Genomic DNA, 18,835 nt, shown 5'->3' with positions numbered 1-18,835 from the left:
GTGGCGATGTGTGCCCCGGCACGCATCGCCACTCACGTATCAGGTGAGGTCGACGATCGACCCCGTCACCAGCCTGGTGGCGGGGCCGATTTTCTCGGGGTGATCTCGCACATCACTACACTGCGAGGGTCAACGTCGAACTCGTCGGACAGGGGCAGGAAAGCACGTGGGGCAACATCGCGGCGAATCGCGCGCCAGGGGTATCAGTAAGGGACCTTTGATCGCGCTCGGTCTCGTCGTCGTGATCGTGCTGGGCGTCTTCGGCTGGTTCCAATTGCGCGACCGGATCAACGATCAGGGCGCGGCTGCAGCAGGCGCCTGCGTCGAGGGCGACTCCGAACTCGCGGTGGCGGCGGACCCCGATATCGCGCCCCAGATCCAGACTCTCGCCGACCGCTTCACGGCAACCGATCCGGTGATCCGGGATCAGTGCGTGTCGGTAACCGTCACTGCCGTCGCGTCCGACACCGTCCGCGACGCCCTGTCCAAAGGTCCCGACGGCCCCTGGGACCCGGGGGCGCTCGGGCCCCGCCCCGCACTGTGGATTCCGTCGAGCTCGCACTCTGTCAAGCAGGTACCGGCGACGGGAGTCATCAGCGGCGAAGCGCGTCCCCTCGCGACCAGCCCGGTGGTGCTCGCGGTCCGGACGGCCTTCGCGAACGCACCGGCTACCGCGGCGATCGATTGGAAGGACTTGCCGTCGCTCCAGACGGGCCGCGATTCGCTCGAGACCCTCGGACTGACCGGCTGGGGCAGCCTGGGCATGGCGCTTCCCGTCGGCCCCGGCGCCGAGAGCACGGAGATGGCGGTCGAAGCGGTCGCCGCCGCGGTCACGGGAAGCACGACGGGTCCGGTGACGGAGGAGCAGGCACGTTCCGCCCCTGTGACATCGGCGCTCACCGGTCTGGCGCTCGGCTACGAGGCATCGGCGGGGACGAAACCCGCCACCACGGGAGAAGCGCTCACCGCACTGGTCGAGCAGGGTGACCCCGCCACCTCCGCCGTCCACGCCGTCGCGGCCACCGAACAGCAGGTCTACCGACTCCTGCGCGACGCACCCGGCGCCGACCTCACTGCTTTCATACCGAAGGGCCCGACACCTGTGGCAGATCACCCGGCGGCCATCCTGGCCGGTCCCGCCGTCGACGAGACGCAGAGCCGCGCAGCCGCGCAGTTCGCGGATTTCGTCCGTCAACCCGACCAGGCTCAGGTCCTGGCCGACGCCGGCTTCCGGGTCGAGGGACTGGCCCGCCCCGACGACACCACGCTGGCCTTTCCCGGTCTCGAATCGACCCTGGTCCCCGCCGACGCCGCTGCCGCGGCCGAGCTGATGCAGGTGATCCGCAATCCGATCACGGCACGCAGCTCGACCATCCTGCTCGACCTGTCCAGCTCGATGGGTGAGACCGAGGGGTCGGCGACGCGTCTCGAGAACACTACGGCGGCACTGGCCGCGCACGTCGACCGTTCTCCGGACGCGTCGAGCCTCGGCTTGTGGGAGTACAGCACGACCCTCGACGGGTCGCGGCCCTACACGACGGTGGTCGCCACCGGTCCCCTCTCCGCGGGCGGTTTCACCGAGGGCACTCGCAGGCAGGCCCTCGACGCCCGGCTGGCCAAGGCGACACCCGCCACCGGGTCCTCGACCTACACGTCGCTCGAAGCCGCCTACAAGAGCGCGGTCGACGGTTACACGCCGGGACGCACCAACTCGGTTCTGCTCGTCACCGACGGCGCCAACGACGACTCCGTGTCGCGTCCTGACCTGTTGTCCGCCATCGCCGCGGCCTCGAGTTCGTCGAAGCCTGTACGCATCGACGTCGTGACGATCGGCCAGAATCCTGATCTCAACACGCTGCAGGCGTTGGCCGATCGCACCGGCGGGTCGCTGGAAAAGGTTGCATCGTCGGACGGAGCGGCGCTGCCGACCGCGATCAGCAAGCTGCTGTCGTGACGAGGCTGCTGGTCTTCGCTGTCTTCCTCGCACTGGTCACGTGGTGGCTCCATCGGCGACTCGTCCGGGCGACCGGGCTGGGCCGTCCGTGGTCGGTGGTCGTCGACGTCACCCTGGTCGGTCTGTGGGTGCTCGCCGTCATCGGTGTCGGTAGCGGCGAGGCTTTCGACCCGGGGTGGGCGCGTCCCCCGGACTGGGTGGGCTGGGTGTGGCTCGGCGCGATGTTCTATCTGGTGCTCGGGCTTCTCCTGATCGCGTTGATGTCCCTGCTGATGCAGCTCGTCAACCGTTTACGCGGCGCCGCGCACGACGAGCAGGTCGATCTGTCGCGCCGGCGAAGTCTGCGCATCGCGACCGCCGTGGTCGTGGTGGGTGCCGTCGGCGCCGCCGGCTACGGGGTGTCGGAGGCGGCGCGCCCGCGGATCGTGCGGGTTCGGGTGCCCCTGCAGCGCCTCCCTGCCGAGTTCGACGGTGTGCGCGTGGCACTCGTGTCCGACCTGCACGTGGGCCCGGTTCGAGGAGTGGATTTCACCCGCCGCGTCGTCGACCTGGTGAACTCGGAGAAACCGGATTTGGTCGCGATCGCGGGCGATCTGGTCGACGGGACCGTCGCGAGGGTGTCGCCCGACCTGCAACCGCTCGGCGACCTCGACGCCCCGATGGGGGTGTTCGGGGTGAGCGGCAACCACGAGTTCTACGCCGACGACGGTGGCCGGTGGCTGGACGTGTGGGACCGGCTCGGCATCCGGACGCTGCGCAACGAGCGAGCGACACTCACCCGCGGGGGCGCGAGTATCGACATCGCCGGCATCCACGACTATTCGTCACCGGACCCGTACGAACCGGACCTTCCCGCCGCCCTCGCCGGACGCGATCCGTCGACGTTCGTGGTACTGCTCGCGCACGAACCGCGGCAGGCACTGGAAGCGTCGGATCTCGGTGTGGACCTGCAACTGTCGGGGCACACGCACGGCGGACAGATGTGGCCGCTGCGCTACCTGGTGCCGCTGCAGCAGCCGTCGGTGACGGGTCTCGACCGGATCGGGAACACTGTCCTCTACACCACCCGCGGCGTGGGCACGTGGGGCCCACCGGTGCGTGTGGGCGCACCGCCGGAGATCACGATCCTCGAGTTGGTACGCGAGGACTGACCCCGGCGGTGGCCCGTCCCGCCCGGGCGGGACGGGCCGCCCGCTGTCAGGCGCCTTCGAACGCGGAGATCGGCGGGCAGGAGCACACGAGGTTGCGGTCTCCGTGGGCACCGTCGATGCGCCGCACCGCGGGCCAGACCTTCGGCCGGGCCTTGCCGCGGGGGAACACGGCCGTCTCCCTTGTGTAGGGGTGGTTCCACTCCGCGGCCAGGCAGCCGGCCGTGTGCGGGGCGCCGCGCAGCGGGTTGTCGTCCACCGGCCACTCCCCCGCGCCCACGCGGTCGATCTCGGCGCGGATCGCGATCATCGCCTCGCAGAAGGCGTCGATCTCTTCCAGGTTCTCGCTCTCGGTGGGCTCCACCATCAGCGTGCCCGCCACCGGGAAGCTCATGGTCGGTGCGTGGAAACCGTAGTCGGCGAGGCGCTTTGCGACGTCGTCCACGGTGACTCCGGTGTCCTTGGTGATCGGCCGGAGGTCAAGGATGCACTCGTGGGCCACCATGCCGCCCTCGCCGGTGTAGAGGACGGGGAAGTACTCGTCCAGGCGGCGCGCGATGTAGTTGGCCGAAGCGATGGCGGTCAGGCTGGCGCGGCGCAGTCCGACGGCGCCCATCATCCGGATGTACGCCCAGGTGATGGGGAGGATCGACGCGCTGCCGTAGGGGGCTGCGGAGATCGGACCGGCGGTGCCGAGTTCGGGTGCGAGCGGGTGTCCGGGCAAGAACGGGGTGAGGTGGGACCGCACGCCGATCGGCCCGACCCCGGGACCGCCACCGCCGTGCGGGATGCAGAACGTCTTGTGCAGGTTGAGGTGGCTCACGTCGCCGCCGAACCGGCCCGGCCGGGCGAGGCCGACCAGAGCGTTGAGGTTGGCACCGTCGACGTAGACCTGGCCGCCGGCGTCGTGGACGGCGGCGCAGATGTCGGCGATCTCGTGCTCGTACACACCGTGTGTGGACGGGTAGGTGATCATGATCGCCGCGAGACGTTCGGCATGGTCGGCGATCTTCGCCCGCAGATCGTCCAGGTCCACGTCGCCGTTGGGGCGGCAGGCGACGACCTCGACGCGCATCCCGGCCATGACGGCGGACGCGGCATTGGTGCCGTGGGCGCTGGACGGGATGAGGCAGGTGTCGCGGTGATCGTCTCCGCGGCTGAGGTGGTAGTTGCGGATCGCGAGCAGTCCCGCGTACTCGCCCTGGCTTCCGGCGTTCGGCTGCAGACTGACCGCGTCGTAGCCGGTGACGGCGACGAGCCAGTTCTCGAGGTCCTTGATGATGCGGAGGATGCCCGGTGTGTCGCCGGTGGGCGCGAACGGATGCAGTCCGGCGAACGCGGGCCAGGTGATCGCTTCCATCTCGGCGGTGGCGTTGAGTTTCATCGTGCACGAGCCGAGCGGGATCATGCTGCGGTCGAGTGCGATGTCCTTGTCGGACAACGCCCGCAGGTAGCGCAGCATCGCCGTCTCGGTGCGGTAACGGGTGAACGCCTCGTGCTGGAGGTAGTCGGACCCGCGGAGCTGCGCATCGGGGACGGAAGTGCCCGCTTCCGCGGTGACGGCGCCGTCGCCGCCGAACGCGGCCAGTACGCGGGCGACGTCGTCGTCGGTAGTGGCCTCGTCGCAGGCGATGGCGACGTGATCGGCGTCGACGAGTCGCAGGTTGACGCCCGCCTCCTTCGCCTTCGCCACGACCTCTGCGGCCCCGCCGTCGACGCGCACGAGAATCGTGTCGAAGAAGTGCTCGTGGACGACGGAAGCCCCGGTCTTACGGAGCGCGGCGGCCAGCGAGTGCGCCGAGTTCGCGACGCGCAGGGCGATCGCCTTCAGACCCTCGGCGCCGTGGTAGCTGGCGTACATGGCCGCGAGAATCGCCAGCAACACCTGCGCGGTGCAGATGTTCGACGTCGCCTTCTCGCGGCGGATGTGCTGCTCGCGGGTCTGCAGGGCCAGCCGGTAGGCCTTGTCGCCGTCGGCATCGACGGAGACGCCCACCAGACGGCCGGGGAGTTGCCGCGCGTGCTTGGTGTGCACGGCGAGGTAACCGGCGTGCGGGCCGCCGAAGCCCATCGGGACACCGAACCGCTGGGTGGTGCCGAAGCAGGCGTCGGCACCGATCTCGCCGGGCGGGGTGAGGAGGGTGAGCGCCAGCAGGTCGGCACCGACGGCGACCAGTGCGCCGCGCTCGTGGGCTGCGGCGATCACGTGGGTGTAGTCGACGATGCGACCGGATGCGCCGGGCATCTGTCCGAGGACGCCGAAGAAGTCACCCTCCGGCAGTCCGGTGGACAGGTCGGCGACCACGATCTCGATGCCGAGCGGTTCCGCGCGGGTCTCGACGACGGCAAGGGTCTGCGGGAACAGGTCGGCGTCGACGACGAATCGCGGTGACTTGCTCTTGCTCGCGCGGCGCAGCAGCGTCATCGCCTCGGCGGCGGCGGTCGCCTCGTCGAGCATCGACGAGTTGGCGACCTCCATGCCGGTGAGGTCGGCGACCATCGTCTGGAAGTTGAGGAGGGCCTCGAGGCGGCCCTGGCTGATCTCCGGCTGGTACGGCGTGTAGGCCGTGTACCAGGCCGGGTTCTCGATGATGTTCCGGATCAGGACCGGCGGGGTGAGGGTGTCGTAGTAGCCGAGACCGATCATCGACGTCGCCACGGTGTTCTGCGCGGCGAGTGCGGACAGTTCGGCGAGCGCTTCGTGCTCGGACACCGGTGCGGGCAGCGCGTCGAGTCCGTCGGCGATGCCGCCCGTGACCCCGTCCAGGATGACGGCGGGGACGGCCTTCGACGCGAGGTCGTCGAGCGAATCGGCACCGACCAGTTCGAGAATGTGCGCGAGTTCCGCAGCGTTCGGGCCGACATGACGATCGGCGAATGTACGGCTTCCAGCGTCGATCACGACAACTCCCAAGCAGTTCGGAGGATCAGGACACGCCCCGCGTCAGCGGAACGTTCCTCCCCCTCTGTCGCCTGCTCTCGTCGAGCGCCTGAGAGATTCGGTACCGTCGTTCGCGTGCGAAGACGGCCCTTTCCCCGTGGGCGGGTGGGTGCTCCCACCGCTTTCCAGAGACGTCGGAGCCCGCACGGTCCTGTCTGCCTGAGAGATTGACGGGGAGGTGTTGCTCCTTCGGCGCCCGAACTCCCGCACACACTGTTTCTGTGCATGCAGTGCCCGGAACTCTCCCGCACGGCGTCGACGCACCGCCAGTCTATGTCACGACCACCTGAGGCGGCGCCGCCGCCGGTCACGACCACCGATGACGGCGCCGCCGGCGCTCGCCGATGAAGGAGGGGCCTAGCCCGTCTTGCGGCTCGCGCGGTTCTTGCGCCGCGACGCCAGTTCGTCCTCCGGGCTCTGCTCGCTCGCGCCGCCGTCGGCACGCTCGGCCGGGAAATCGGCGATGGTGCCGGTCAGTTCGCGCATCGCACCGCTCACCGCGATACCGAAGACACCCTGCCCGCCCTGGAGCAGATCGACGACCTCTTCGGCGGACGTGCACTCGTAGACGGTGGTCCCGTCCGAGAAGAGTGTGATCTTCGCCAAGTCCCGCACTCCGCGCTTACGGAGGTGGTCGACGGCCACGCGAATGTTCTGCAACGATATTCCGGTGTCGAGCAGACGCTTGACGATCTTGAGGACGAGGATGTCTTTGAACGAGTACAGCCGTTGGCTTCCCGAACCTGCTGCGCCACGAATGGACGGCACCACGAGAGATGTGCGAGCCCAGTAATCGAGCTGGCGGTAAGTGATTCCCGCGATCTGGCAGGCGATGGGGACGCGGTATCCGACGAGGTCGTCGGGCACGGAATCGTCCGGGAAGAGGCCCGGCTGGATCTCCTCGGAGCTGAACTCGGGCTCGGCAACGACGTCGCCGGGCGCAAGGTTCAGCGCATTCTCCTGCGGCCGATCTCCCACTGACTACTCCCTCTCGCATGTTGCACTGAACCCGACGATCAGTGCGCCTGTGACGCGCGTCGCCAGTGTCCGCGGCGAACCACAGCACATCGAGCGGCGCGAGCGCCACCAGTGACATCGAGCAAGTCCGTACCCTGAACCTACTCAGCGTACGCCCGATACAATCTGCAGGGCAGAAAATCACTGCACCGAACGCTATGACTCCGAAGAGACGGGGTCAACGCAACGCGCCGGAAGAACCTCAACCGTTACTGCGCGCCGGAGCTCAACCGCAGGTGCAATCTAGCCGTCAGTGGCCTTGAAATCGTCCGGCGACACGGACTCGAGGAATTCCTTGAACTTCTCGACCTCGTCTTCGCGCTCGTCCGGCATGACCAGACCGGCCTCGGTGAGCACCGCCTCCTCCGCGAAAATCGGCACGCCGATCCGCAGTGCGATGGCGATGGAGTCGGACGGCCGGGCAGAGACCCGTGTGTTCTGGTCGAACACGAGGTCGGCATAGAACGTGCCCTCGCGGAGGTCGACGATGCGCACCTCTTTCAGGGTGCGGCCGAAGGCTTCGATCAGGTTCTTGATCAGATCGTGGGTCAGCGGGCGCGCCGGCTCGACCCCCTGCTGTTCGAGCGCGATCGCGGTGGCCTCCGTCTGACCGATCCAGATGGGGAGGTACCGCTCGCCGTCGGTTTCACGCAACAGCAGAACAGGTTGATTTTGGGGCTGCTCGACACGAACTCCGATCACGTGCATTTCGCTCATCGCGTCTGCCTCCACCCTGCAATGGTCCGTCCGCGGCACACAATGCCGTACCAGGATTCTATTCGATTCGTGTCTGCTCTTCGACCGTACAGCCGTTCGAGCGCAGCGTCGTTGGGAAGTTCCGAGGTGGGGCTGTCGGTGAACTCACCTCACCGGTCGAGCGCACCTCGGACTGCAGACTTCACCAGGCAGGTGTGCAGCGTCAGGGACAACGCGGCCAGTTCGCGCACCATCTCCTCGGCGCGGTCCCGTGCGCCTGCGTCGCGGCTCTTGGCGACCGGCCCGGCGATCTGCGCGACCAACCCGGCCTCACGGTCTGCCGCCAGCTTGAACGCCCTCAGGTGCCGCACCTCGAGTCCGAATTCGGACATCGCCCTCGCGGTGCGTGCGAGCGTCACCGCGTCCTCGTCGAAGAATCCCGCCGGTCCGGGAACGACCAGTCCCCCTCGGGTCAGTTCGCCGAGGAACTTCTCGTCGATCCCCGCTCGTGCGATCAGATCGTCGCGACTGATCCGCACCTCTCGGTCGGTGAGGAACTCCTCGGGCGACACCTCACCCGGTGCCACGGTGAGCGTGCGCGGCCGGCGCGGCGAAGAATCGCCGGCGCCGACCGTGGCTACACCTCTGTCGATGGCCTCGAGCTGCTCCTTGATGACCTTCAGCGGCAGATACTGATCGCGCTGCGCGGTAAGGACGTAGCGCAGTCGTTCACAGTCGGCGATCGAGAAACGCCGATACCCCGAGGGAGTGCGCTCCGGGCTGATGAGACCCTCGGCTTCGAGGAATCGGATCTTCGAGATCGTCACATCAGGAAAATCGGGGCGCAGTCGATCGAGCACGGAGCCGATCGACATCCCCGGTTGTGCCTGCTGCTGCCGCACCGCGGTCATTGGCTACCCGCACCAGCTGACGTCTCACCGATCTGCGAGCCACCGGCCGTGGTCCGGGGGCCGGTCAGGAAGACCAGCCGGAACTTCCCGATCTGGACCTCGTCGCCGTTCGCCAGGACAGCCGAGTCGACCGGCTCACGGTTGACGTACGTGCCGTTGAGGCTGCCGACATCGACCACCTGAAACTCGTCGTCCTCCTGGCGGAACTCCGCGTGACGGCGGCTGACCGTCACGTCGTCGAGGAAGATGTCGCTGTCGGGATGCCGTCCCGCCGACGTCGTCGGCTGGTCGAGCAGGAAGCGCGAACCCGCGTTCGGTCCACGCTTGACGACGAGCAGAGCAGAGCCTGCGGGCAGTCCCTCCACACCTGACACCGGAGCCTCCGGAGCCTGGGTTGCCGAGGAGTTGTCGAGCTCATTGAGAAAGTCCGCGCGGAAGACCGACGTCGTTTCCGCCGGCGTCTCCCCATAGACCGCGTCGTTGCCGTTCTCGCTCACCGTTTCTCCTCCTAGTTCGATCATCCAGCAAGATTCGCTGGACTACGCAATGCCACTCGGTACTACATAATTCGGTTCCCGTGCACATTAACTTCTGTGCAAACTCCCACGATCACATTCAAACTACGGACCTGCGCCCCGACACGGCACATGCGTTCACTTCGACCGTACCCTGCGCACGCCGGTGCGTGTAGTGAGACAGGCCGCCAGCGCATTACGAACCGGTATTCCGACAGCGGATTTCTCCGGCATCCCGGATTTCCGCGCTGTCGGCGACGTCCGAAACTGTCCGATTACCGTTTCGCGGGTGCCCGGGAAATTACCCTGCCGCGATCTCGCCGTAGCCGGCGGCGTCCAGCATGTCGCCGAGGGCCGCGTCGAGCGTCGCCTCGTCGGCGACGCCGAGTTCCACCAGCCACCCCTGCCCGTAGGGGGCGGAGTTCACGAGTTCCGGGTTGCCGTCCAGATCAGCGTTGGCGGCAACGACTTTCGCGGTCAGCGGGGCGTAGATGTCGGAGACGCTCTTGGTGGATTCCACCTCACCGAACGATTCGCCCGCCGTCACGTCGTCGTCCACTGCCGGAAGCTGGACGAACACGACGTCGCCGAGCTGGGACTGCGCGAAATCGGTGATGCCGACGCGTACCGTCGTGGGCCCCGTCCGCTCGACCCACTCGTGTTCGGCGGTGTACCGACGATCGGCGGGGATTTCGAGCTCACTCACAGTGGCTTCCTTTCGATGGCAATCCGCGGGCGGATGCGAAGATCAATTTCCGGGCTGAGCGTATTGGCGAGGTTTCGCCTCTCGCAAGGCGGAGATCGTGACCTGCTGTGATTGTTCGATCGTCAGCTGTCCCCCGCTGCGCGCGACGGTGTCGACGACCCCTCCGGGAATGTTCAGGGCCGCCGCCAGAGTCGGCGGATCACCGATCGCGACCACCCCGTACGGCGCGCCGACCTTCCGGCCGTCCACCGAGACACCGCCCGGCGAACCCGACACCCACGAGTCGACGCCGATCCGGATGGGGGCGCCGTCCGCACCCTGGATCTGGACGGCTTCGGCGCCGGCGGCGCGCAATTCCTGCACCAGGTCGAGCAGAACCTCGGAGCCGACCCCCTTGTTGGGGTCGGTGATGCTCATCGTCACTCCGGGGCCGGTGGCAGGCGCACTCCCGACCTGGATCGACAGGGCGGTCAACCGCGCCTGCGCCTCGTCGAGAGCGGCCCCGGAACTCCCACTCTGTTGCAACGTTGCCAAGGTCTGTTCCAGCCCCGCGATCTCCTGCCGCAGGGCCGCCTCGCGTTGATTCAGGGTGTCCAGGACGACCAGCAGATCGGCGGGGCTCGCGGAGTCCAGCGTGTCGCCGGACCCGGTGTTCTTCACCTGCGTCACGATCGCGATCCCCAGTCCGCCGAGCAGGATCGCGGCCAGGAGCGCGAAGACGACGTGCGAGCGCCGCGACGTCGCCGGTTCCTCCCCGTGCAGTTCGTGCCTGCCTTCGTGCCCGCTCATGTGCCGCTCACGCCCCGAACAGGCGCCGCCGGAGCGCCGCCGCGTTGCCGAAGATGCGGATGCCCAGCACCACCACGATCGCAGTGGACAACTGGGTTCCGACACCGAGTTGGTCACCGAGCCACACGATCAGCGCCGCCACCAGCACGTTGAACACGAAGGACACGACGAACACCTTCGAGTCGAAGATCTCGTCGAGGTACGCACGCAACCCGCCGAACACCGCGTCGAGAGCTGCGACGACGGCGATGGGCAGGTAGGGCTGCACGGCGTCGGGCACTTGCGGGCTGAACACCACTCCCAGCACGATGCCCACCATCAGGGCGAGCACCCCGTAGATCGCGGATCCACCCTTCAGTGCTGCCTTCATTCGTGTGACGCCTCCATTCGACTCCGCCGTTGTCATCGTGTTCCCACTTCCCGGGCCGCACGCACTTCCCGCGCCGGGGCGGCAGGCAAGTGGAGATCATCGGCTTCGGCCACTGCGAAGCCGATGCCGTACAGCTGCGCCACGCTGGACATCCGCAGGTAGGCGTCGCTCACCACGAACCCGGTCTGCATCGGCCCCTGTGGGCCGATCGCCGACACCACATAGGGCGAGAACACCGGCTGATTGTCCACGAGCATCGCGCCGCCGGCCTGCCGGATCGTCACGGACGGGCCTACCCGGACATCGCCGACCGCGATGGCCTCCGCTCCACTCGCCCACAGCGAATTGACCACCGATTGCAGGTCGCGATCGAGCACCACAGCCTTCCCACCGACGCTGCGCTGAGACGAGTCGGACAGGTTGGGTTTGGCCGCCGGATCCGTCAAGGTCACGGTCAGACCCGGACCGTGCACGGCCTCGAGCGCCGCGTCCCCCTCGAGGCCGCGGAGTTCGCCGAGCAGCGCCGCACCGCGGGCGTCGCCCGCCAGCGCGGTGGCACGGGCGTCGTCGGCCTGTGTCGACAGCGTGTCCCGGGTGCCGGCGAGCGCGCTCGCACGATCCTCGGCGTCCTGCACCTTGCTCAGAAGTTCGGAGCGCACCTGCTCGGTGCCCGGGATCCGTTCGGTGGCCTGCCGGTACGCGACCGACAACACGAGACCGACGAGCAGCGCTCCGATCGCGATCCACACCTGCTGACCGACCCGGGTCTGTCGTGAATGGCCCTGCTCACGATCCTCGGCGGCGCCCTCGTACCCGGGGTCCAGGTGATCGTTCATCAGGGACCTGAGCAGGGACGGCACCGGATTCCGGCGGATGCCGGACTCTGTCCGTTTCATCAATCGGCCTCGCGTTCATCGCCGCCCGGTCCTCGCACGGGAACGGTGCGCGCGACGGTCAGCGCGTTGACGGTGTAGAGCAGTCCGGTCCAGACGTACAGCACCGTGCCCCAGATCAGCAGAGCCACACCGAGCGGTTGCGCCACGGTGGCGATGCTCCAGTCACCGTGCGCCGCGAGGATCATCGGCAGTGCGAACATCAGCAGGAACGTCGCGCCCTTGCCGAGGTACATGACGTCGGGGGGCGGCAGGCCGCGGCGGCGGTAGATCAACAGGGTGAGTGCGAGCACGGCGTCGCGGCCGATCAGGATCGCCGCCACCCACCAGGGAATGAATCCGCGCACGACGAACGTCACCAGCGTCGTGACGACGTACAGGCGATCGACGAACGGGTCGAGGAGCGCACCCAGCTTCGACGACTGGTCGAGAATCCGCGCCAGTTTTCCGTCGAGCCAGTCGGTGAAGCCGCTGATCATGAGAATCGCGAGCGCCCACCCGTCGGAGTGGGTGACGAGCAGCAGGTACACGAACAACGGCACGCCGAGGAGTCGGACCACGCTCAGGAGGTTCGGAACCGTCATGATCCGGTCCGACCGCGCTGTGTCCCGGTCCACCGAATTCACCAAAATCTCCCCAGCGTCGAGTGCGGACCTGTCTTCGGGCGCTCGTCGCACCGCTGTCGCCACTCTTCCACAACCGGGATGGTGCCCGGTCGATCGTCCCGTGCGCCCGGTTGTGTCACGCGCCGGGCGCGACGTCCGGTGATGGCGGCAATGGGACGCGCGCGACGGAGTCCGCGGACAGACTTCCCAGGTACAGCCACCCGTCGTGCTCCCGCACCCCGGTCACGGGTGAGTAGCTGCCCTTGCCTCCGCGCAGGCTGTGCACGATCCGGCCCTCGACGTCGAGCGCGATCACCCAGCCGGCGTGCTCGGGATCCGGTTGGACGGCGTCCGGCAGGTTCGCCGTCACGATCCGCAGCGTGGGGTAGGGCGCGATCATGTCCAGGAGCCTCATCCGCGGGCTGTAGAGCGCCACCCAGAACAGCCCGTCGCGCGTCTGGGACGTCATGTTGTCCGGGATGCCGGGCAGATTCTCCGCCCAGACCGACGTCCTGCCCTGTGACGAACCGGTCAGATCGACGCGGGAGACCTGGTAGGACCCGGTTTCGGCGACGAGGACGAACGATTCGTCCGACGCCAGACCGACGCCGTTCGCGAACTGCAGTCCCTCGGCCAGGAGGTCGGTCTGTCCCGTACCCGGGTCGAGCCGCAGCAGGCGACCGGTCCCCCGGTGCTCGAGGAGGTCGTAGCGGTGGTCGGCGATCGTGAAGTGCGCGGAGGAGTCGGTGAAGTACACGATTCCGTCGCGGCCGACCGCCGAGTTGTTGCACGCCACGAGTGGGCGTCCGACCGCGGAGTCGGCCAGGACGTCGACGCGCCCCTTCTCGTCGACCCTCAGCACGCCACGCTCGGCGTCGCAGATCAGGAACCGGCCGTCGTCGAGTACCTCCACACCGAGGGGTCGCCCGCGCGTGTTCGCGAGTTCGGTGGCAGCACCCTGGTGGTCGAACCGCCAGATCCGCCCGTCGTTCCCCCCGGTCACCACCCGGCCGTCATGATCGACCGCCACGTCTTCCGGACCTTCACCGGTGGGCAGAACCCATCGTTGGACGTCGTCGAGAATCCGGTTGGGAGCGAGCACTCCCGTGAGCGGTGGCGGCGACGGCGGATGCCAGGCGACGGGGTCGACGCCGGTGCGGTCGAGCTTTCGGGCGAGGGACTCGAAGAGGGTCACGAACTGTGAGATTAGTCGCGTGCGCCGGTCGGCGTGTGTCGCTAACGCCAGGCGAACACCGGCTGGTCGAATCCGTCGATGCGCGTGTGCCTCCCGTGCAGCGCGACCTCCCGGAACTGGTACACGACCGCGCCGGTCGGGGCGTGCACGAGGTGCCGCCGGAACGGCCACTGGATCACCGGTTTCGACGATTCGGGGATCTCGACGAACCGCGGCTCCGCATCGATCTCGGGGACGGCCACCGAGAACACTTCCGCTACTTCCTCGCGATTGGGGACGAGGGACGTGATCGGCTGGTCCGACCACACGACGAACGGTGTGATGACGTAACCGGATCGGGTGACGTAGTCGTCGAGCCGGCCGAGCACCGCGGACGGCTCTACGTCCAGGCCCAGCTCCTCGTGCAGTTCCCGCCGGGCGGCGTCCTCGCCGGTCTCCCCCGGATCCACCCCTCCGCCGGGCAATGCGAACTGGCCCGGATGCGCTCGCATCTTGCTCGGACGCCTCGTCAGCGGAACGGCCTGACCGTCCGCCCCGTCGTTCATCACGGCGATCACGACCGCCGCGGACCGCCGATTCGTGGGGTCCACGATCCGTGGTTCGAAGCGTGCCAGCGCGTCGGCGAGCAGTTCCCTGCTGAGTACGTGCCCATTCACCATCACCCGACAGTATCTCCAGTCGCCGCGAAACCCACGTTCCGATCCCCCGCGTTTCGACCGCTACGGCCCGAGCAGCTTCTGTTTGATCTCGTTCTTGAGGACCTTCCCGAGTTTGGACCGAGGCAGATCCGGCCAGATCAGGATTTCCTTCGGGGTCTTCACGCTGCCGATGCGGGCCTTCACGAACGCCGTGAGCTCGTCGGCCGCAATCTGCGAATCGGCCCGGGACTGGACCACGGCGACGACCCGTTCACCCCATTTCTCGTCGGGAAGCCCGATCACGCCGCAGTCCTGAATTCCCGGGTACGCCATGAGCGCCTGTTCCACCTCGACGGAGTAGACGTTGAATCCGCCGGTGATGATCATGTCCTTGGCGCGGTCGACGATGTACAGGAAGTTGTCGTCGTCGAGGTACCCGATGTCGCCCGTGTGATGCCAGCCGTACGCCGACGCCTCCTGTGTCGCAACGGGATTCTTGTAGTAGCCCTTCATGACGAGCGAGCTGCGCACCACCACCTCGCCGCGCTCACCGGCCGGGAGCAACGCCCCCTGTCCGTCCATGATCGCGACCGTCACCAGCGGGGAGGGTCTGCCCGCGGAGCGCAACCGGGCGGTCGCGACCGAGCCGTCCGCGTGGAAATGGTCTTTCGGCGCCATGGTCGCGATCATCATCGGCGCCTCGCTCTGCCCGAACAGCTGGGCCATCACCGGCCCGATCCGGGTCATCGCCTCCTCGAGCCGCGTCGGCGAGATCGGCGCCGCGCCGTACCAGAAGCATTGCAGCGAACCCAGGTCCGTGTTCTCCAGGTCGGTCTGGTCCAGCAGCATGTAGATCAGGGTCGGCGGCAGGAAGGTGTGGGTGACCCGGTCGCGGTCGATGTGGGCGAGGAACTGCCCCAGATCGGGCGAGGGCATGATGACCACCTGGCCGCCGAGCGTGAGGATCGGAAAGCACAGGACCCCGGCCGCGTGCGTCAACGGCGCGAGGGCGAGGTACACCGGTCTGCCGTCGAACGGATAGCTCATCAAGGTCAGCGCGGACATCGTCTCGATGTTCCGGTCCGTGAGCATCACGCCTTTCGGTCTGCCTGTGGTCCCGCCGGTCCCGACGATCATCGCGAGGTCGTCGACGGGGGCTGCGTCGCGGAGTTCGGTGCCCAGCCAGTCGTCGAACGGGTGCGCGTACTCTTCGTCACCGTCGAGACACACGAGCGTCGTCAACAGCGGCAATTGTCCGCGGATCCGATCGACCAAGGGCCCGAACGCTTTCTGGAAGATCAGGCAGCGGCAGTCGAAGAGGTCGAGCAGATCCCGATTCTCCGCCGCCTCGTTCCGCGGGTTGATCGGGCACCACACCGCCCCTGCCCGGCTGATCCCGAACACGCAGGAGAACGCGGTCGGATCGTTGCCGGACAGGACGGCCACGGTGTCGCCCGGGGTGATCCCCGACCGCGCCAGCGCCGCCGCGACGCGTCGGCTCAGGTGCTGGACGTCCGCGTACGACAGTGTCCGGTCGCCCATCGTCAGGCACGGCGCCGCCGGGCCGAGCGAGGCACCCTTGTCGAGGTAGTCGGTCAAGCGCATCGTGCGGTCCTCCTCGAAGTCGCGGCCGGGACGATCAGCTCTGCACGGTGAGGACCGGCTCCATCACGAGGCCGAAGCTGCGCAGGATTCCCAGGAGTTCGCGGTGGCCGAAAGCCTGGCACGCCGACGCGAGGCCCGTCCGCTTCGGGGGTTGCTGCAACAGGGAGTACGCGGCGTACGCCTGCAGGAGGCCGGTCTGCTTGTAGTTGCAGTTGCCGTGGATGACGCAGTGCGCCCGACCCAACGGCCCCGACGCGTACACGGAGTCCAGCGACGTGTTGACGCGTGGGTTCTCCCTCGGTGGCATTCCCGCCTGCACGGAACCGGCGATCTCCGCGAGCGCCGCGTCCTGCTGGTCCGCGGGAAGGGTCTTGATCTGCTCCTCGACCATCTTCTGCGTCGCGACGACGCCCTCCATCACGGAACGGTCGAACACGCCGCCGGCCGCCTTCACGTTCGCCACCCGCGGATCGTCCTTGAACCACACGGGATGGCAGGTGCCGCCCCAGGGCAGCGCGAGGGCCATCTGGTGCTGTCCCGGCACCACGACCTCGAACGTGGTACCGGGGTCCCACTTCTCGTATCGGTTCTGTTCCAGGTAGTACCAGTCGGCCTTGAGGATCGTGAAGATCGTCTGCGTGGACGCGTAGGTGGGAAAGCCCTTCCACAACACCAGGATGTCGAGAGTGTCCAACCCCGGAGTCTCCAGGGCGATGTTCGCGGCGATCTCACCGGTGGTGTACATCTGCGCAACGCCCGGAGACAGCAGCAGCCCCTTCTCCGCGAACCGGTCGCCGAACTTCGCCTGTACGTCCAGAACCCAGTCCTGCTCACCGGTCGTGTCGGTGTAGTGACATCCCGCGGCGAGGGCTGCCTCGACGACCACGGCGCCGTGCTTGATGAACGGGCCGACCATGTTGCTGACCACGCGTGCCTCGCTGAACAGTTCGGTCAGCGCCGCGACGGTGTGCTCGACCTCGACGACTTCGTGGTCGACGGTGTCGAGGCCGGGAATGCGATCGAGCACTTCCTGGATCCGCTTCTTGTCGCGGCCCGCCGCAATGAACGGAATGTTGAACTCGCGCAGGTATTCACACACGAGCCGCCCGGTGTATCCGGAGACTCCGTAGACGATGACGGGTTTCTTGTCGGTCATGATGTGCCTTTCGGAATGTGAGAAATGTCCGGGGAGATCGGTTACATGCCCATGCCGCCGTCGACCGGCAGGCCGATGCCGGTGACGAAGCGGGCGGCGTCGGAGGCCAGGAAGACGACTGTGTCGGCGATGTCCGCGACCTCGCCGAGGCGCCCGAGCGGGGTCAGGCCGATCACGTCGGTGACCGCGGCGTCGGCGCTGGGCCACAGCCCGAGTTTTTCCATGTCCGCCGCCAGCCCGAGGCCCATCTCCGTGGCGACGAGCCCGGGGTACACACAGTTCACACGCACGCCGTATCCGAGCTTGCCGGCCTCCTGGGCCGCGACCCGGGTCAGGCGGTCGACGGCGGATTTCGTTGCGGAATAGCCGGCGATGCCGGGGAACGGGATCGTCGCGGCGACCGAGGAGACGTTGACGATTGCCCCGCCCGCTCCGGCAGCTCCCCCCGGACGCATGGCGCGCAGGCCGTGCTTCAGACCGAGCGCGACACCGAGAATGTTCACGTCGCACATCCGCCGGATGTCGGCGGGATCGATGTCGACCACGAGTGACGAGATCTCGATACCCGCATTGTTCACCAGGATGTCGAGTCCACCGAGTTGCTCCACGGTGGCCGCGACGGCGCGCTCCCAGTTACCGTCGTCGGTGACGTCGAGGGCAACGAACCCGGTGTCGACCCCGGATTTTCCGACAGTGTCGGCTGTCGCGCGCCCTTCGTCCTCCAGGACGTCGCCGATCATCACCGCCGCCCCGGCGTCGGCGAGGGCGGCAGCCATTCCGGCCCCCAGACCTTTCGCACCACCGGTGACCAGCGCTTTCCGTCCTGCAAGATCACACACGCTCATTCCGACCTGCCTTCGCACCGAGACGATTCGCGGAAACCACGTCGCGTGACCGAAGCCGCATTGTGGTGTGGGTCACAGAGTATTCGACTTTGGACGACTGTCAAGAATTCTCTTGACGACTGTCAAGCTTTTGTTACACAGTCGTCAAGGAACCCGGGCTAAACTGAGCCACACCGTGCTGGACCTCGCGAGCCGAACAGGAAGAACGCCGTGACACCCGTCGCCGAGAAGAACGCCGACCGGGTTTCTCGCCGTCAGGTCGACAAATTCGCCGAGCGCCGGGATCAACTCGCCGAGGCCGCATTGCAGACCCTGTCGGAACTCGGCTACGCCCGCACAAGTCTCCGCGAGATCGCGCAGAACTCCGAGTTCTCCCACGGGGTCCTGCACTACTACTTCAGCGACAAGGTCGATCTGATCACGCACTGTGTCCGGCACTACAAGGCGCGCTGCGTCACGCGGTACGACGGCGTGGTCGCCACGGCGCACACTCCCGACGAGTTGAAGGCAGGATTCGGTCGGGTGCTGGTGGAGTCTCTGCGCGACGAGGCGTCCATGCACCGCCTCTGGTACGACCTCCGCTCGCAGTCGCTGTTCGAGGAGTCGTTCCGCGCCGATGTCGCCGCGATCGACCTGAGCCTGGAAAACATGATCTGGCGCATCGTGTCCCGGTACGCGGAACTGGCGGGGCGACCGATCACCCTCGCCCCGTCCACCATGTACGCGGTCTTCGACGGACTCTTCCAGCAGAGCCTCGCGAGGCATCTGTCCGGCGATGCCACAGCGGCAGACGCTCTCGCGGACAACGTCGATCAGGTTCTGGCGCTGGTCGTTCCGGCGCAGTAGAGCCC

Annotated in this window: 18 protein-coding genes and 1 riboswitch; of the genes, 3 read left to right on the top strand and 15 right to left on the bottom strand. The window is 67.5% G+C overall.

What is annotated here, in order from left to right:
* Positions 1 to 166: 166 nt before the first annotated feature.
* Both RJ1_RS35455 and RJ1_RS35450 read left to right on the top strand, forming a co-directional pair.
* Complete coding sequence (locus RJ1_RS35455; RefSeq protein WP_073367345.1) at positions 167 to 1,954, top strand: substrate-binding domain-containing protein; 1,788 nt, start codon at positions 167 to 169, stop codon at positions 1,952 to 1,954.
* On the top strand, positions 1,951 to 3,105 hold the full coding sequence (locus RJ1_RS35450; protein ID WP_073367342.1) for a metallophosphoesterase: 1,155 nt from the start codon (positions 1,951 to 1,953) through the stop codon (positions 3,103 to 3,105). The genes RJ1_RS35455 and RJ1_RS35450 overlap by 4 nt, the downstream gene beginning before the upstream one ends.
* A 46-nt stretch (positions 3,106 to 3,151) precedes the next feature.
* Here the strand turns inward: RJ1_RS35450 and gcvP are convergent, their stop codons facing one another.
* From gcvP to RJ1_RS35375, 15 genes are all read right to left on the bottom strand, one after another.
* Entirely contained in the window at positions 3,152 to 6,004 is a 2,853-nt protein-coding gene (gcvP, locus tag RJ1_RS35445) for an aminomethyl-transferring glycine dehydrogenase (protein ID WP_073367339.1), read from the bottom strand.
* A gap of 175 nt (positions 6,005 to 6,179) precedes the next feature.
* A riboswitch (glycine riboswitch) is annotated at positions 6,180 to 6,301 on the bottom strand.
* Positions 6,302 to 6,400: 99 nt separating this feature from the next.
* The gene (locus RJ1_RS35440) at positions 6,401 to 7,021 is read right to left on the bottom strand and encodes a MerR family transcriptional regulator (protein ID WP_073367336.1); all 621 of its coding nucleotides are present in this window, start codon (positions 7,019 to 7,021) and stop codon (positions 6,401 to 6,403) included.
* Positions 7,022 to 7,303: 282 nt separating this feature from the next.
* Complete coding sequence (locus tag RJ1_RS35435; protein WP_005264201.1) at positions 7,304 to 7,777, bottom strand: bifunctional nuclease family protein; 474 nt, start codon at positions 7,775 to 7,777, stop codon at positions 7,304 to 7,306.
* A 149-nt stretch (positions 7,778 to 7,926) separates the two neighbouring features.
* Positions 7,927 to 8,667, bottom strand: a complete 741-nt coding sequence (gene ftsR / locus RJ1_RS35430) for a transcriptional regulator FtsR (RefSeq protein WP_073367333.1) — start codon at positions 8,665 to 8,667, stop codon at positions 7,927 to 7,929.
* Positions 8,664 to 9,188 (bottom strand): oxoglutarate dehydrogenase inhibitor Odhl, encoded by a 525-nt coding sequence (odhI, locus tag RJ1_RS35425; RefSeq protein ID WP_370183841.1) that lies wholly within the window; start codon positions 9,186 to 9,188, stop codon positions 8,664 to 8,666. Before odhI ends, ftsR begins: the two co-directional genes overlap by 4 nt.
* A gap of 295 nt (positions 9,189 to 9,483) precedes the next feature.
* Positions 9,484 to 9,888 (bottom strand): glycine cleavage system protein GcvH, encoded by a 405-nt coding sequence (gene gcvH, locus RJ1_RS35420; protein ID WP_073367330.1) that lies wholly within the window; start codon positions 9,886 to 9,888, stop codon positions 9,484 to 9,486.
* 42 nt (positions 9,889 to 9,930) lie between these two features.
* Positions 9,931 to 10,677, bottom strand: coding sequence for a DUF881 domain-containing protein (locus RJ1_RS35415; protein WP_073367327.1), 747 nt, complete (start codon positions 10,675 to 10,677; stop codon positions 9,931 to 9,933).
* 7 nt (positions 10,678 to 10,684) lie between these two features.
* Entirely contained in the window at positions 10,685 to 11,047 is a 363-nt protein-coding gene (locus tag RJ1_RS35410; RefSeq protein ID WP_073367324.1) for a small basic family protein, read from the bottom strand.
* Between the two features lie 32 nt (positions 11,048 to 11,079).
* Positions 11,080 to 11,943 carry a DUF881 domain-containing protein gene (locus tag RJ1_RS35405; RefSeq protein ID WP_073367321.1) on the bottom strand — a complete coding sequence of 288 codons (864 nt, stop codon included), beginning with the start codon at positions 11,941 to 11,943 and terminating at the stop codon, positions 11,080 to 11,082.
* Positions 11,943 to 12,566, bottom strand: a complete 624-nt coding sequence (locus RJ1_RS35400; RefSeq protein WP_073367318.1) for a CDP-alcohol phosphatidyltransferase family protein — start codon at positions 12,564 to 12,566, stop codon at positions 11,943 to 11,945. The genes RJ1_RS35405 and RJ1_RS35400 overlap by 1 nt, the downstream gene beginning before the upstream one ends.
* Positions 12,567 to 12,681: 115 nt before the next feature.
* Positions 12,682 to 13,740 carry an SMP-30/gluconolactonase/LRE family protein gene (locus tag RJ1_RS35395; protein ID WP_073367315.1) on the bottom strand — a complete coding sequence of 353 codons (1,059 nt, stop codon included), beginning with the start codon at positions 13,738 to 13,740 and terminating at the stop codon, positions 12,682 to 12,684.
* A 41-nt stretch (positions 13,741 to 13,781) separates the two neighbouring features.
* The gene (locus RJ1_RS35390) at positions 13,782 to 14,399 is read right to left on the bottom strand and encodes an NUDIX hydrolase (protein WP_073367312.1); all 618 of its coding nucleotides are present in this window, start codon (positions 14,397 to 14,399) and stop codon (positions 13,782 to 13,784) included.
* Between the two features lie 60 nt (positions 14,400 to 14,459).
* Entirely contained in the window at positions 14,460 to 15,983 is a 1,524-nt protein-coding gene (locus RJ1_RS35385; protein ID WP_073367309.1) for an acyl-CoA synthetase, read from the bottom strand.
* Between the two features lie 34 nt (positions 15,984 to 16,017).
* Positions 16,018 to 17,139 (bottom strand): DUF5938 domain-containing protein, encoded by a 1,122-nt coding sequence (locus RJ1_RS35380; protein ID WP_073367306.1) that lies wholly within the window; start codon positions 17,137 to 17,139, stop codon positions 16,018 to 16,020.
* Positions 17,140 to 17,180: 41 nt separating this feature from the next.
* Positions 17,181 to 17,984, bottom strand: a complete 804-nt coding sequence (locus tag RJ1_RS35375; protein ID WP_073367303.1) for an SDR family NAD(P)-dependent oxidoreductase — start codon at positions 17,982 to 17,984, stop codon at positions 17,181 to 17,183.
* A 210-nt stretch (positions 17,985 to 18,194) separates the two neighbouring features.
* Between RJ1_RS35375 and RJ1_RS35370 the strand changes: the two genes are divergently transcribed.
* A complete protein-coding gene (locus RJ1_RS35370) occupies positions 18,195 to 18,830 on the top strand; it encodes a TetR/AcrR family transcriptional regulator (protein ID WP_073367300.1) in 636 nt (211 codons plus the stop codon).
* Positions 18,831 to 18,835 lie beyond the last annotated feature (5 nt).

This window comes from Rhodococcus jostii NBRC 16295 (genome assembly GCF_001894825.1).
In the GTDB taxonomy this organism is placed as follows: Bacteria; Actinomycetota; Actinomycetes; order Mycobacteriales; family Mycobacteriaceae; genus Rhodococcus_F; species Rhodococcus_F jostii.
Note: the sequence above shows the minus strand (reverse complement) of the source record. Positions and strands in the feature narration are given on the sequence as shown.

Bases quoted from the DNA above. Each gene is read 5' to 3' on its own strand.
- RJ1_RS35375 (WP_073367303.1), bottom strand. From the start codon at position 17,984: ATGAGCGTGTGTGATCTTGCAGGACGGAAAGCGCTGGTCACCGGTGGT.
- RJ1_RS35410 (WP_073367324.1), bottom strand. From the start codon at position 11,047: ATGAAGGCAGCACTGAAGGGTGGATCCGCGATCTACGGGGTGCTCGCC.
- RJ1_RS35435 (WP_005264201.1), bottom strand. From the start codon at position 7,777: ATGAGCGAAATGCACGTGATCGGAGTTCGTGTCGAGCAGCCCCAAAAT.
- RJ1_RS35390 (WP_073367312.1), bottom strand. From the start codon at position 14,399: ATGGTGAATGGGCACGTACTCAGCAGGGAACTGCTCGCCGACGCGCTG.
- odhI (WP_370183841.1), bottom strand. From the start codon at position 9,188: ATGATCGAACTAGGAGGAGAAACGGTGAGCGAGAACGGCAACGACGCG.
- RJ1_RS35380 (WP_073367306.1), bottom strand. From the start codon at position 17,139: ATGACCGACAAGAAACCCGTCATCGTCTACGGAGTCTCCGGATACACC.
- RJ1_RS35405 (WP_073367321.1), bottom strand. From the start codon at position 11,943: ATGAAACGGACAGAGTCCGGCATCCGCCGGAATCCGGTGCCGTCCCTG.
- RJ1_RS35385 (WP_073367309.1), bottom strand. From the start codon at position 15,983: ATGCGCTTGACCGACTACCTCGACAAGGGTGCCTCGCTCGGCCCGGCG.
- RJ1_RS35415 (WP_073367327.1), bottom strand. From the start codon at position 10,677: ATGAGCGGGCACGAAGGCAGGCACGAACTGCACGGGGAGGAACCGGCG.
- ftsR (WP_073367333.1), bottom strand. From the start codon at position 8,667: ATGACCGCGGTGCGGCAGCAGCAGGCACAACCGGGGATGTCGATCGGC.